At 38.0% G+C, this 15,636-nt stretch carries 9 protein-coding genes (1 of these 9 running past the window's edge); 4 read left to right on the top strand and 5 right to left on the bottom strand.

The genetic code is table 11. The annotated features are described in order from the left end of the window. On the bottom strand, positions 1 to 1,259 hold the 5' portion of the coding sequence (locus AC4QJR_RS24665) for a vWA domain-containing protein (protein WP_251458326.1). It extends 271 nt beyond the left edge of the window; the window shows 1,259 of its 1,530 coding nt (coding positions 1-1,259); it begins with the start codon at positions 1,257 to 1,259; its stop codon lies beyond the left edge, outside the window. A 217-nt stretch (positions 1,260 to 1,476) separates the two neighbouring features. After that, entirely contained in the window at positions 1,477 to 1,776 is a 300-nt protein-coding gene (locus tag AC4QJR_RS24660) for a DUF4359 domain-containing protein (protein ID WP_251458323.1), read from the bottom strand. 349 nt (positions 1,777 to 2,125) lie between these two features. Here AC4QJR_RS24660 and AC4QJR_RS24655 point away from each other — a divergent pair, with 349 nt between their 5' ends. Then, entirely contained in the window at positions 2,126 to 3,058 is a 933-nt protein-coding gene (locus tag AC4QJR_RS24655; RefSeq protein WP_375375295.1) for a CPBP family intramembrane glutamic endopeptidase, read from the top strand. A gap of 39 nt (positions 3,059 to 3,097) precedes the next feature. Here AC4QJR_RS24655 and AC4QJR_RS24650 read toward each other — a convergent pair whose 3' ends face one another. Next, positions 3,098 to 3,709, bottom strand: coding sequence for a hypothetical protein (locus AC4QJR_RS24650; protein ID WP_496524504.1), 612 nt, complete (start codon positions 3,707 to 3,709; stop codon positions 3,098 to 3,100). A gap of 322 nt (positions 3,710 to 4,031) precedes the next feature. Between AC4QJR_RS24650 and AC4QJR_RS24645 the strand changes: the two genes are divergently transcribed. Then, the gene (locus AC4QJR_RS24645) at positions 4,032 to 5,420 is read left to right on the top strand and encodes a L,D-transpeptidase family protein (protein ID WP_375375293.1); all 1,389 of its coding nucleotides are present in this window, start codon (positions 4,032 to 4,034) and stop codon (positions 5,418 to 5,420) included. A 137-nt stretch (positions 5,421 to 5,557) separates the two neighbouring features. Here the strand turns inward: AC4QJR_RS24645 and AC4QJR_RS24640 are convergent, their stop codons facing one another. Then, complete coding sequence (locus AC4QJR_RS24640; RefSeq protein ID WP_098576207.1) at positions 5,558 to 6,130, bottom strand: 3D domain-containing protein; 573 nt, start codon at positions 6,128 to 6,130, stop codon at positions 5,558 to 5,560. 349 nt (positions 6,131 to 6,479) lie between these two features. Between AC4QJR_RS24640 and AC4QJR_RS24635 the strand changes: the two genes are divergently transcribed. Next, complete coding sequence (locus tag AC4QJR_RS24635; protein WP_496524503.1) at positions 6,480 to 9,470, top strand: S8 family serine peptidase; 2,991 nt, start codon at positions 6,480 to 6,482, stop codon at positions 9,468 to 9,470. A gap of 42 nt (positions 9,471 to 9,512) precedes the next feature. Here AC4QJR_RS24635 and tagU read toward each other — a convergent pair whose 3' ends face one another. Beyond that, positions 9,513 to 10,436 carry a polyisoprenyl-teichoic acid--peptidoglycan teichoic acid transferase TagU gene (tagU, locus tag AC4QJR_RS24630; RefSeq protein WP_496524502.1) on the bottom strand — a complete coding sequence of 308 codons (924 nt, stop codon included), beginning with the start codon at positions 10,434 to 10,436 and terminating at the stop codon, positions 9,513 to 9,515. A gap of 327 nt (positions 10,437 to 10,763) precedes the next feature. Between tagU and AC4QJR_RS24625 the strand changes: the two genes are divergently transcribed. Beyond that, positions 10,764 to 15,587 carry a bifunctional 2',3'-cyclic-nucleotide 2'-phosphodiesterase/3'-nucleotidase gene (locus AC4QJR_RS24625; protein WP_496526738.1) on the top strand — a complete coding sequence of 1,608 codons (4,824 nt, stop codon included), beginning with the start codon at positions 10,764 to 10,766 and terminating at the stop codon, positions 15,585 to 15,587. Positions 15,588 to 15,636 lie beyond the last annotated feature (49 nt).

Raw genomic sequence — 15,636 nt, 5'->3', positions numbered from 1 at the left:
TCTGTACGTTCCTCTGTATTACCATCTTCGATTTCCACTACAATTTGACCACTAAAGCCACGATTTTCCTTCCTTTTTTTTGCAATAAAAATCAAGATAAGCGTTACCAGAAGTATAGCCCCCGCCACCGTAAGGATAATATAAATCCACGGATACCGCTGCTGCCCTTCTTTTGCGTGTGGAATATCTGTCGCGCTAGTTTTAAGTTCAGGCGTATTTCTCTCCATTTTCTTTGAAAGTGGGGCCACGGTCGTCTGTGAATTATTGCTAAAAACAAGTTTAATGTCAATTTTATCTTTTGGAAAGCCTTTTACTTTAAGGACCCAATCCCCTTTGACAGGATTCAATAATTTTAAAATGGAGTAGTTCTTCGATTTTGATAACAGGATTTTGTCCGAAGGCAGGGGATACATCTTTCCTGCTGGATCGTAAATTTTGAGTTCCACTGGTTTGTTTGATACAAGTGAAATGTTTGCCTCTAGAACATTCTCATTCGGAATTTTTATTATAATATCCTGATATTCTTCTTTTGCAGATAGATCTTTTACAGGAACTACTTTTAACTTTAAATGATTGGCGAATATTTCACGGAGGATTCCGGGTAAATCATTCGCATTACTTGTTTCGAAAAATTTCCCGTTAGTCCTTGAGGCAATGTTTTGGAGGACCTCCTTATTAAGCTTCCCGTTAGCGTTTAAGCCAATTACATAAATCGGGTATCTCTGTGCTTTAGCTTGAGTCACTGCCTGAGCAAGGTCATCATCGGCCTGCTTAATCGTTTTGCCCTTATTTGACAGCAAATCATTGTTACCATCTGCGAGTAATACTATGATGGGAAGATAGTTCTTTTCATGGTTTTTATTAAGGACATTGACTGCCTCTTTGACTCCTACGGAGATATCAGTAGCAGGATATTTTTTGAGAGAATCAATGTGGGCTTTTAAGGTTTCTTTGTCTTTTTCTGTACCGATTTTGACGAGGTCTTTCTTGCTGCGGACCTCATCAGAGTATGAAATGACCGCAATTTTGTCCCGATTAAGTGAAGACATATCTATAAACATCTTCATTGCTTCGTTACTTACCTTATTTGGATCACTAGTGAGCATGGATTTACTGACATCTACGACTAGAACACCTTCCATTTGAGAAGCGGAATATACTGGGCCTTCCACTGCATCTGCATGGAGAGCAACACTGGAAAAGATCGGAATAAGAATAAGTATAAACATGAAAAAATATCTTATTATATTTTTTACCATCTATCTAACCTCCAAAGATAGGAATAAGTATTGTTGTTTAATGAGAAAGTTCTGTTCGTTATATAATACATTTTACATCAGAACCATAGATAACCTAAGTATTATTGTAAAAAAAGAGATGAATTAATTGTCGACAATTTTCGCATTGGTGTCAGGCACCGGCAATTTCCACTACAATAAAGGTCAGTCCCGAAAGAGACCGGCCTTTAAGTAGCAATTATTCTTTACTAGAGATGGTGATAAATCTATTAAAGATGCCAATCGATGTAACGGTTCCAAATCCTACTTCGGAAAAGTCAGTTTTGTAGATGGTGAAAATAAAATAGTCTTTCTGTGTAGTTCCGGCATCGAAAATAGATTCCCCTGCTAGAGATAAAACTCCTTTTTCAATCAAGCTCGAAGATTTATCCATTGTCTTGTGATTAACCCAGTCGATATAGGCAGAACGTTTAGGATTTGTTGTTGCTAAAACATAGATAAGCACGATTAAAATAATGATAGGAACAATACGTTTCATTGAGCAAGACTCCTAACTTTTTAAAAGATTAATGGGAAATAATATACTGACTTATCTATGATTGCTTGTACAAGCATATGTTAGCCCGACATGAAAAATCACTGAAACTTTCTGATTACTTGGAAAAATAATATGGATGCTTATTAACTATTAATATGCTAAATTAATACTAACATCTATTATGAAAATGAGGGGATTAATTCGTGACGAGAAAATGGAAGTGGACGGTTTTCTGTTTCTTATTCCTGCTTTTTATGAATGCGTTGGGAATCATTGCAGTAAAGATTTTGGGCAGGTAAGGGGGAAACGGGATTTCTCCGCGAAATTTTGCAGGTAGGGAATGATGGGGATGACAACAAATTTAACCAAACCGATTTCAAAAAAACTACTATTTTCCATACTTATTGTCACATTTGGTGCGGAAATTCTCCTCTATCTTACTCGTTACAGCTATTTGGCCAGTACATTATATGATGCGGTCATGGTATCCTCGTTTTTTATCGGCTGGAAGCTTTATGGCAGGCTTGGAGGCGAGCGGGCTCATCTAAAAAGTCCGCGCCAGCATATGCTTCAATTCACTGGAGCCTTTTTGATTTTTTTCCTGGGAAGCTCGTTTGTTAATGTCTATTCAAGTCTTACTTTTGAAGATTTTAACGAGGATTATAATCAATATGTTCAAGAGTACAAGGAGTCGCAGGTCATTGATGGGGATGGGAATGAATCGGAAGTTCCTGCCCTTCAAGAGCAAACGATAGGGGACTTTTTTGGAAAAATAGATTCGATTGGTACGGATATTTATAATGATCTATTAGCTGGCCTGGAAGAAGTTTGGCGGCTTGCTTATATGATTCTATTGCTTTTTGTTTTTAAACAGGTGTTTCCACGGCGCTGGGAGAGGGGATCAAGGGATGTTTTCCTTATGGCAGCATTGTTTATCACTTCTATTCTTTTCGGGATTGATCATACACTCGATACTGAACAGCCATGGGCGAATCGCATCGGGGCGATCGTAACCTTCGCCAATATGGGCTTTTTGTTTGGGGTGATTCTTTTATGGACGCGGAACCTTTGGTTGACGGTTATTGTCCATGCTGTATATGACATAACGGCTACACTCTCATGGTCCTATATCGATTATGCAGTGGAATATTTTACGTTGGGTATTTTACTGATTCATGTGTGTCTTGTTATTTTTGGAAAAATACATCAAAAACGATCCTTGCAACAGATTGTCACAGTTCAGGAAGAACAGTTGGAAGGGTTGTCGCAAAAGGTAGAATAAAAGGAAAGAGGCTTCCGTATTGCGGCGGCCTCTTTTCTTTTAATTTTTTAGAGAATAGGATTTGGAGTTTATCCAGTATTGAATGGTCCCATTTTCTTTTTGTTTATACTTGATTTTTTCCTGCTCCAAACCTTTGATCAAACTATCCCTAGCTAATTCCTGTATCACACTTAGCTCGATTAATGATCTTTTTATTTGCACTTGGTCGGAATGGCTGGGGTCCTTAAAGGAGGCCATCATGTCGAGACGATGCTTGAAAACAGTGATGATATCCTGATGGTATTCATGAAATTTATCATCCGACTTTAGGTTTGTTACTTTTATTAATAGTTTCTCTTGTTGGACTTTACTTTGCTCTAGATTTTCACTATTACCTGTGAGGAAGCCGGTTAGTATCTGTTCACTTTGTTCGTTGTAATTATGAATATTAGTTAAGTAGGATGTTACGCTTATTTCGTTTTGATTCCAATCCACTTTAAATAAAAGAATACAAGTCATTATCAACAGAATGATCGCCGTTATCGTTAGCATCCATTTTTTATTAGAACGCCTTTTGCGGGAAATCACTGGTTTATTGTTTGGATGGGTAAGGGCATAAATCTGCAATTCTTCTAGTTCTTGCTTTACTTTTTGTTGGGCGGTTGTGAGCACCTTTCTGCCCTCCAATTTACCTAGTATGGTTTATTGAGAATCTATTACTATCCTACTACATCAAGCGACAAAAAATCCATATTTTCTCCATTTATTATAAATTTTGAAAGGTATTTCCCGAGAAATGGCGATATTTCTGCAATGGTGTCAGGCACCATCTTTTACATCATAGTTTGTAACTTCTATAGGATGTGAAAAGTTTGTTGGATTTTGCCGAAATAAATATAAGGTTTATCTGTTTCTATTAAAACATTAATTATGGTATTGTAGTAATATTGTAATATTGTAGTAATATAAATGGAAATTACAGGGGGGTTCACTTGTGTTAAGGCGTATTTTGATTGGATTTATTATCTTATTTTTAGGTTTTTCTGTTTTTCCTCAGGCTCAACAAGCTGAGGCTAGCACCATATCAAAGAAGCAACTGATTATTGTTAATAAAAAGATCAATAAACTAGCATTTTATGAGAATGGTAAATTAGTAAAAACATACAATGTTGCAACAGGCAGAACATCTAAACTAACACCAGAAGGAACTTTTTACATAAGGGAAAAGATTAAAAATAGACCTTATTATAAACATAATATTCCTGGCGGCGATCCTCGTAATCCACTTGGAAAACGCTGGTTGGGGTTAAGCAAACAAGAAAATGGCGGTTACCCATATGCAATACACGGAAATAGTGATGAAAGTTCGATTGGAAAATATATCTCGGGTGGATGTATCCGGATGCATAATAAAGAGGTAATTGAACTTTTCAGCAAGGTAAAAATCGGGGCGAAAGTCCGTATTACTACCTCGAAAAAAACCTTTAATCAACTAGCAAAACCGTATTTTAAAAACATCGACATCAAAGCTCCAACGTTCCCATCAGTAACTGCTGTTTCTGATAAATCAAGTGAAGTGTCGGGCGTAACAGAAAAGAGTGCAACAGTTACAGTTAAAATTGGCTCTAAAAAATATACTAAAAAAGCAGACTCAAAAGGGAAATTCAAGGTGAAAATCCCTAAACAAAAAGCTGGGAAAAAACTATACTTATCAGCGAAGGATCCATCAGGTAACATCAGTAAAACCAAAACAATAGTTGTAAAAGACAAAACAGCTCCAGTTGTAAGTGGAGTAATCAACAATAAAACTTACAATAAAGATGTTAAGATTACCTTCAATGAAGGAAAGGCCACATTAAATGGGAAAGCAATTAATTCAAAATATGTAGTTAAAACAGAAGGAAAACGTACTTTAGTGGTAAAAGATGCGGCTGGTAATAAAACAACTATTGTGTTTACCATTGATAAAACAGCACCAGTGGTAAGTGGAGTAAACCATAATGCTATATATAATAAAGATGTAACGCTCACTTTTAAAGAAGGAACGGCAACATTGAATGGAAAAGCAGTTAAAACAGGCTATGTTGTTAAAACGGCTGGAAAATATACATTAGTTCTAAAAGATGCAGTTGGGAACAAGAGAACGGTGGTATTTATCATTGATAAAACAACACCAGTAGTTAAGGGAGTAGAGAATAACGTAACTTATGACAAGGATGTTACCATCCGCTTTAATGAGGGAAAAGCAACATTAGATGGGAATGCATTTACATCAGGAACGGTAGTTTCTACAGAGGGACCACATACTTTAGTTGTAACTGATGCAGCTGGAAATAAGACAACAGTGAATTTCACTATTACAAAGGTGCCAATGCCAGTTTAATATTTTAAGTGCCGAGAAATAAATGGCGCCGAGAAGGAAGACAGCACTCGATCATTCGTGATTCGGGTGCTGTTCTTTTATTGTAGATTAATATAAAAAGTCCCAAGTGAATGAACTCACCTGGGACTTAACTTTGTTTATTTTAGAATTTGAACTTTCACTGTTTTTCTTCCCCATTGAATAGCTTTCTTATAAGAAGGAACGAAGATATCAATCTTTTTCCCTTTTATCGCACCGCCCGTGTCACCGGCGATCGCATAGCCATACCCTTCAACATAAACCTTCGTGCCTAATTTGATGACTTTAGGGTCAACAGAGATGACTTTAAGTTTTGGGTTTTTCTTTAAATTTAAACCTAAAGCAGTGATACCAGAACATCTTTTACAATTTGCTGTATAAGCAGTAGCGCTAACAGTAATTGTTTTTACTACTTTTTGCTTCTTTGAGCTCGTTGTAGTAGTTGTGGCCTTCTTAGCAGGTTTACTAGCCGTTGTGCCAGACACCTTTAACTTTTGATTCGGGTGAATCGTATTTGATTTAAGGTTATTCCATTTTTTTAATGTATTTACTGAGACTTTATATTTTTTTGCAATACGATAAAGTGAATCGCCACTCTTAACTTTATATGTATTGGATGCTGCGGATGCGTCGTGATTACTTCCAAATAATATCATACCTGCCAAACCAAACATGACGAGGAATTTCTTCATAACTAAAACCCCTTTCTACTGTTATATAAAAGTTACCACAATAATATTACACAAATATTTCAATAGCTTACTAGTTTCATGACAAATTCGTTATATTAAGGTGTCATTTAGTAATAATGAGTTATTAATTTGGTGTCAGGCACCGTTTGTGGACAAAAACTACGTTTTTGTCTGTGTGGAGTGGATGATTATTTAATTTGGAATTATTTTACAATATTATTTTCTCTACTTAGGGTAACTAGTGAAGAAATAATATTCTTCTATTGCACCTAATCTATCAACGAAATGATAAAATGATTCATAAATAGAATGGCATATTAAGTGAAATAATCATAATGGAGGTTTACTTGTGAAATATATTTGGTTTCTGAGTCTGATGGTTCTCAGCTTACTTTTTATGTCTTCGGACGCCAGTGCTGATGGGATTAATGCCCATCCAAAGAAAATCGATCCAGATGTGGTATTTAAGGAGAAAACGGAATACATTACCGAAGAACTAATCGTCCAATTTGCGCCAGATACAACACAAACGGAACGGGAGGATTTACTGAAACAAGTGGATGTAGAAGAAGAAACTCCATTAGATGACCAGGATTTCTCCTTAGTTAAAGTCAAGCCCGGTACGAATTTAACCACGATTGCGAAACAGTTATTAATGAGTAAGCAAGTTCTTTTAGTCGAACCAAATTATAAGTACAAAAAAGCATACCTTCCGAAAGAGCCGGGTTATAGCCGGCAATGGTACCTTCCCAAACTCCAACTGCCTAAAGCATGGGACAAAACAAAGGGGTCTTCGAAAATTACCGTTGCGATTATTGATGGCGGGGTTCAGAAGGATCACCCAGATATAAAAGGAAAAATTGTCAGCCCTTATAATGCCGTAAATGGTTCTTCCAGTTACGCTCCTGATGAACATGCTACACATGTAGCGGGCATTATCGCAGGAAGTTTTAATAAGTATGGGATTGCTGGGATTGCTCCAGATGTAAAAATCATGCCAATTAATGTTTTTCAAGGAGACCTGGCAAGTAGCGATACGGTCATCCGAGCCATTTATTATGCCGTAGCTCACGATGCGGATGTTATTAATATGAGCCTTGGAGATGATAGTTATAGTTATTTACTAGAGTCTGCTACAAAGTATGCCAAATCAAAAGGTGTGGTCCTCGTGGCTGCGGCCGGTAATTCTAGTACGTTTTTGCCGATGTACCCAGCCGCATCTAAGGGTGTGATAGGGGTTAGTGCCACTGACCGAAACGATCGAATTGCCAGCTTTTCAAACTATGGAAAATATATAGACCTTGCTGCACCAGGGGTGGATATTTATTCATCCATAGCTGGAAGTACATATGCTTCATATGACGGCACATCGATGGCCGCACCGATGGTTTCAGGAATTGCTGCGCTTGTCCGTACGAAGAACCCATTTTTAAGTCCAAGCCAGGTAGAAACCATTCTGAAAAAATCAACAATTGATCTCGGCAGCAGGGGATGGGATGAAGATTTCGGATATGGAAGAATTGATGCGTATAAGGCAGTTTCGAATACACCTGCACCGATTTCAACCATAACGGCTCCAAAAACCTATACCATGACAGGGAAAAACAAAGCTGCATTTTCATTTAAAACAACAAGTAAAACCAAGGTTTCTTTATCAATCAAAGATGCACACGGAAAAACAGTAAGAAAGGTACTATCTAATAAAACCTCTACAGGAGCGAAAATCTCCGCTTCTTGGGATGGAAAATCAACAAGTAAAAAGTTTGTTACGACTGGTACCTATAAAATAGAAGTGAAAATCACCAAAGGGTCCGACAGCTTCTATAAAAGCACGATGATTAAGGTTGTTAATCATACGAAACCTGCCATTTTGGTGTCAGGCACCTATTCCTATTCTCCGAATGTAAGTGGGAAGGTTACAATCCCTTATGAGTTAACGCAAAAAGTGAAGGTAACTGCTGTTGTGACGGATAAAAACGGTAAAACGGTTAAGAAAATTCTATCTAAAAAAACCATCTCAGCCGGAAAGCATTCAATCGTATGGAATGGGAAAACAACCAAAGGGCGTCTAGTGAAGGATGGGACATACCAGATCGCTTGGACATTGACAGATAGTCACAATAAAAAAGGGAAAACCAAAAAAGTTCAACTAACAGTGGACAGTGTCCGGCCGACTGGAACAATAACACTATCATCCACCCTGTTTAAAATGGACACCAAAAGCACGAACACCTTGAAAATGAATTTAAAAGAAACCTCATATGTAATTGTTCATGTTGTCAATGAACAAGGGACAATCATTAAGAAATTAATTAACAAAAAAGCTAACACTGGTACTCTCACCGCCAATTGGAATGGGAAAAGTGATAAAAATCAACTGGTCCCTGAAGGCACGTACCGTTATTTCGTTCAGTTAAAAGATATGGCTGGAAATTTAACCAAGATAAACAGCCCTTCACTGATCCTGCAGGACTGGCGTGTACCTGTAATCGCGTCAGGAAAAGATTATTATTTAAAAACAAAAGGAGCCATGACCATCGGCTATACCTTAAACAAACCTGGAAACGTGACAATTGGAATTTATCAAAGCGGAAAACGCCTATCTACTATTAAAACAGATGCAGCCGAATTAGCGGGGCAGCACTCGTTTACATGGAATGGGACGGATGATGCCAACAACCAGCTTAACGATGGTCCCTATCAGTTTAAAATTAAAGTCGTTGATAAGTATAATATCACTCAAATCTACGCAGGAAATGTCCATGTCGAGCTGAATACAATCGAAATAAGTTATCCTGCTGTGGTCATGTTCTATCCAGGTGAAGGCAGTGAGGTCCATTACAAACTCTCACGGCCAGCGAATGTGACGATAGAAATTTTGAATCAAGCGAATCAAAAGATTAAAACCATAGCACAAGATAAAGTATTAAGTGAAGGAAGCCAATCTTTTAGCTGGCTTAGCGGCGATGAAAAAGATGACACGTATTATTATGTCATTACCGCTAAGAATGCCTACGGACAAAAGTCTGTTAAGGGGAAAATGACTTCAACAGGTAACCCAGCCTGGTTAGTTTCACATAGTTTTAGCTTTCACTTAGCTTCTGATCAAATTTATAACGATCAATTACAGATGAAAATTAACACAAAACAGCAGATAACGGCTATCGTTCATGTTTATAATGATGAGGGCAGTTCGCAAATTGCCCAAAAGCAATACACGGTGAAGGCAGGTTCTAATACGCTTGTCTATACCAAACCTTCAAAATATTCCTGGTATTACTATTTGATCGAATATCGTGATTCATTAGGAAATGAATATTGGTATGAAATTAATGAATAATAAAAAACAGTCTGCCAAATATTGGGCGGACTGTTTTTATCTTCAAGTAGTTTCCAATTGTGTTTTCATTTCTGTTTGAAGCCGTTCTTTTTCGTCAGCGGGAACGACGTAGTAATAGATGCCGTTCATTCTTGTTCCTTTTCCTTCGATGGTCATTTGATCGATGTTACTAACTACACTTTTGTAGTTCTTTTGAATAGCAACCATTTGATCAAAGGTGAGATTTGTTTTTACATTTTTCCCGAGTGCAGAAAAAATATCACTGTAATTGGCTAGTGAAGATAGACTTGCTCCCTCTTTGATGACCCCTTGAATAATTTGACGCTGGCGAATTTGGCGGCCAAAATCACCGCGCGGGTCTTCTTTCCTCATTCGAGTATAGGCAAGAGCCTTTTTGCCATTCAAGGTCACTTCCCCTTTAGGAAAATGATAGCCTCCATAAGAAAAATCCAGATCATTATTCACCGTTATACCGCCAACAGCATCGACGATATCCTTAAAACCTTCCATGTTCACTCTTACAAAGTAATCAATCGGGATATCTAAGAAGTGTTCAACCGTGTTCATCGCCATTTCTTCGCCGCCAAATGCGTAGGCATGATTTATTTTATCCTCTGTTCCTTTTCCAACAATTTCCGTACGTGTATCCCGAGGGATACTTAGCATCTTAACCGAATTAAGCTTCGGATTAATGGATAAAACAATCATGGTGTCTGAACGGCCTCTATCCCCTTTACGCTGGTCGACCCCTAAAAGTAATACGGAAAATGGCTGTTTGTTTTGTAAGGATACTTCCTCAGTCCGCTTTTCTGATGTACGATCGACAGGGTGATGCATAGTTTCGACAGCATTTGTTAAAGAATTATATACGGAATAGGCATAAACTCCCACCCCGATTATTAATAAAAGTAAGACAATCCCAGTTACGCGTAGCCATGTTCTCTTTTTCTTTTTTACAGCTCTCATCAAATTTTCCTCCACAACGGTATTTTGAACTATATTTTAGAATATCAGAACTTATCGAAATTTAATACATTTATTTCAAAAACTTACATATTTTTTTACTGGATTTATTGGAAATAATTCTTTCATGAATAATCTATAAAAAATGGAGAGGATTCTTTAAAAACAATAGATTAAAAGGAAGAAAACCAATAAAATATTTTGTGAATAAATCGTAAATTATGGAAAAAGGGTCTATTATTCTTTTGGAAAAATTAGTAGAATAGTCATGCAATACAAATTATTTTGTCGAAGGGCGGAAAAAGTGTGAAGAGACAGATAAAAAGAAGCATGAAGAGACGGATGCTTAATAGTTCTCTAGCAACTGCGCTAGCGCTTACAGCAATTCCTTTGAATATTTTCCCACAGGCTGCAAAAGCTGAAGGAACAGGGAATACAGCTACACTACGTATCTTGGAAACTACAGACTTACATTCTAATGTTTTACCGTATGATTATTTCAAGGATGCTGCAGTGCCGAATTATGGTTTGGCAAAAACTGCTACACTAATAAAGCAAGCACGATCAGAAGTTGATAACTCGATGCTATTTGATGCTGGTGATACGATTCAAGGAAATCCACTAGCAAGCTATGTAGCAAAAGTAAATAAACTAGGACCAAATGAAACCCATCCTATTTACAAAGCAATGAACTATTTAAAATATGATGCAGGTATCGTTGGGAACCATGAATTTAACTATGGTTTAGATTACTTAAAGGATGTTCAGGAAGAAGTCCAATTTCCGATTGTAAACGCTAACATTTATAAAGATGACCACGATTCCGACTCAACTAATGATGTTAACTATTTCACTCCATATAAAATTGTAGACAAAACCATTAAGGATGCTGCCGGCAATGAACATGTAATTAAGGTTGGGGTCATCGGATTTGCACCACCGCAAATCATGCAGTGGGATAAAGATAACCTAACTGGTAAAGTCATTACTAAAGATATTGTTGCCCAAGCAAATAAATTTATCCCGCAAATGAAAGCTGAAGGAGCAGATGTTATTGTCGCAATTGCTCACTCAGGCTGTGATATTGCTGCAGAAGGTCAAGAAGCAGCGGAAAATGCTGTTTATGATTTAACAAAGGTACCTGGCATTGATGCAATGCTTTTCGGGCATGCGCACGTAAACTTCCCTGGGGATGCTTCATTTAATGGCAAGACTGGCATTGATAACACCAATGGTACAATCAATGGAGTACAAGCAGTTGAAGCAGGCTTCTGGGGAAATAACCTAGGTGTACTGGATTTAGCACTTGTACAAGATGCAAATGGCAAGTGGACTGTAGATAAGGCTAATTCTAAATCAGTTAACCGTCCAGTTTCCGCTGACACTGCATCAGACGCTACAATTGAAAGTGATGCACAAGCTATTCACGACCAAACAAGGGCATATGTTAATGGAAAACTCGGTACGACAGATATTCCAATGCACAGCTTCTTCACTCGTGTTATGGATGACGCCTCCACACAAATTGTAAACAATGCTCAAATGGATTATGTGAAAAAAGCGATTGCGAATACAGAATATAAAGATTATCCAGTTCTTTCTGCAGCTGCTCCATTTAAAGGCGGCCGCGGTGGTGTAGCCGATTACACAAACATTGCTAAAGGCGATGTCACGATTAAGAGTGCAGCTGATTTATACTTGTTTGATAACACCTTAAAGGCTCTAGAAATTACAGGTGATCAAGTGAAGCGCTGGATCGAAGAATCAGCGAAACAGTTTAATACAATTGACCCTAATAATCCGGAGCAGCAAGATTTACTTGATTATGATTTCCGCCCTTACAATTACGATGTCATTGATGGGGTAAAATACGACATTGACGTGACAAAGCCAAAAGGTGAGCGTGTTGTGAACCTCCGAATGATGGATGGAACTCCTGTTAAGATGGACCAAAAATTCATCATCGCAACAAATAACTATCGTGCTGGCGGAAGCGGCGGTCTTGCAGAATTGAAGAATTTAAAGCCTGTTGTGGATTCTCCGTTTGAAAATCGTCAAATCCTTATGGATTATATTAGTGCACAAGGTACCATCAATCCGGTTCCAGATAACAACTGGAAAATTGCTCCGGTTGGGGGCGTAGCGAAGTTGGTCTTCCACTCTAATCCGGATGCTAAAGAATACCTTGGTCAACAACCGGATGTAAATGCTCTTGGTTCATCAACAACAAAACCAGGTTACGAACTATACGAATTAGATCAAAATGTACACGTTCAATTATTAGGAATCAATGACTTCCATGGTCAATTAGATTATACAACCAAAGTGTCTAATCGTGAGGTCGGCGGTATTGAATACCTAGCTGCATACTTAAAGCAAAGAGAAGCAACTAACCCTGCAAATACGTTAATGTTACAAGCTGGAGACTTAGTAGGTGCAAGCCGTCCGGTTTCTGCCCTGTTACAAGATGAACCAACCATCCGTTTCATGAATGAAATCGGTATTGACGTAGGTACAATTGGTAACCATGAATTTGATGAAGGCGTAGCAGAAATGAAGCGTTTAATCAATGGTGGTGCCCATCCTAAAACAGAAGAGAAATATGGTGCATTTGAAGGTGCCAATTTTGATTATGTGGTAGCCAACGTTGAAGATGAAAAAACGGGTGAATTAATTTTACCTCCATATGCAATCAAAGAAGTAGATGGCGTTAAGATTGGTTTCATCGGTGTAGTTACAACTGAAACACCAAGCATTGTTACAGCAAGTGGTGTCGCGGGTGTTAAGTTCACAGATGAAGTAGAAGCAATCAACAAATATACAGCAGAGTTAAAATCTAAAGGTGTAGAATCCATCGTTGTTCTTGCCCATGACCCTGGTACTTCCGCAACAAATGGATCGAATCCAACAGGTAAAGTGGTTGATATGGCTAGTGAGATTGATGATGAAGTAGACGTAATTTATGGAGCCCATGACCATAAATACTTGAACTCTACTGTTGATGGTAAATTATTAGTGCAATCTTATTCCTATGGTACAGCATTCTCAGATGTTGAACTTACCATTGACCCAATTACAAAAGATATCGTAACTAAAACTGCTGAAGTAGCATCGACTTTCAAAGACAGCATTACACCAGATGCAAAGATTAAAGCAGAGCTTGATCAATACCAAGCTGATATCGCTCCACAAACACAACAAGTTGTAGGAACTGTAACTGCACCTATTTCACGTACGCAAAATAAAGCAGGGGAAGCCCCAATGGGTAACCTAATTGCCGACAGTATGCGTGCTAAAACTGGTACTCAGTTTGCATTTATGAATATCGGCGGCGTTCGTGATGAAATCAAAAAGGCCGGAGACGTGACTTGGGGTGACTTATTCGCCGTTCAACCATTTGGAAATGATGTAGTCAGCCTAAAGCTTACCGGAGATCAAGTAAGAACATTAATCAATCAACAATTCCAAGCAGACCGTTACCGGATTATGCAAATTTCTGGCTTAAAATACACTTGGTCCGATAAATTGCCACTTGGACAAAAAGTTGTAGACATCTTCCTTCCAGATGGTTCAAAAATTGACCCAGCTGCAGAGTATACTGTATCAGTAAATAACTTTATGGCTGATGGCGGAGATGGATTCACAATCCTTAAACAAGGTAAAGAACGTAAGGTTTGGACAACTGACTTAGATGCCTTAGTAGACTATATTAAATCAATTGAAGGTCCAATCACTGCAGGTATTGAAGGAAGAATTGTTCTTGATGAAGAAGTAACTGCTGACATTAATGAGGTAACAGACCAATCAACCACTGTAACGGGTAAAACTGAAGCTGGTGCAACTGTTGCGGTAACAGCTGGTGAAATTAGTAAAACAACCACTGCTGCTGAAGATGGAAGTTTCTCAGTAGAGATTCCAGTCCAAAAAGCAGGAACTGAAGTTGTTGTTTCTATTACGGATAAAGCTCTAAACGTAAAAGAAGTTCGCTTAACTGTTAAAGACGTAACTGATCCAAATGCTCCTGTTCTTGAACCGGTAACCAATTTGTCTACTGTAATTAAAGGTCACGGTGCAGAACCTGGTACACATGTTTACATTACAAATGGCTTCAATTTGAAGGTACATTTAACAGCAGATGCTAATGGTAATTTCAGTGTTCCATTAATGGCGCCGCTTAAAGAAGGCACCCAAATATTCGCATTCTCTGTTGATTTATCATTCAACTTAAGTCCAATTGGCTATACAGTCGTTCTTGACGTAATTGCTCCGAATAAGGCTGTCGTAAATGCAGTAAGCAACAAAGATAAAGTGGTATCTGGAACTGCTGAGGCTGGTTCTACAGTCACTGTATCTAGCAGCAAAGGTGTTCTAGGCACTGCAAAAACTGGTGCTGATGGTAAATTCTCTGTATCTCTAAAATCTGCTCTTGGTGCCAAAACTGTAGTAACTGTCGTGGTAACTGATCCATCAGGCAATAAGAGTGAAGCAACAACTGTTACAGTTGGTGATAAAATTGCTCCAGTCGTAAGCGGAGTCGTTAATAATGGGATCTACAATAAAAACGTTACCGTTAAATTTAATGAAGGAACTGCAAAGTTAGATGGTAAATCCTTCAGAAATGGAACGCCTGTTGCTAAAGAAGGAGTCCACACATTAGTGGTAACTGATGAAGCAGGCAACAAAACAACCGTAAAGTTCACGATTGATAAAAAGGCGCCAGTCGTTACAGGTGTTGTAAATAACGGACTTTACAAAAAAGATGTAACCATCAACTTTAATGAAGGTAAAGCATTATTGAATAATAGAGCTATACCAACTAAGAAAGTAGTGAAAACTGACGGAAGTTACACATTAGTGGTAATGGATGCAGCTGGTAACAAAACAACTGTCAAGTTTGCAATTGATAAAAAAGCTCCAAGCACACCATCTGTTGATAAAATTACGGTGAAAACTACCAAAGTAACTGGTAAAGCAGAAGCCTATTCAACGGTCAGTGTAAAAGTGAGCGGCAAGGTGATTGGTTCTAAAAAAGCTGATAAATATGGCAAGTTCTCGATCTCAATCAAAAAACAAAAAGCTGGCAAAGTGGTTGAAGTCGTAGCAGTAGACAAGGCTGGAAATGTAAGTAAGGCTAAGAAAGTAACCGTAAAGTAATAAGTTAAACAGAAAAAACCTCTGAAAAAATTTTTCAGGGGTTTTTCCT

Source organism: Neobacillus sp. BP17 (genome assembly GCF_059579525.1).
The sequence above is the reverse complement of the archived record's forward strand: the minus strand, read 5'-3'. Positions and strand labels throughout refer to the sequence as shown.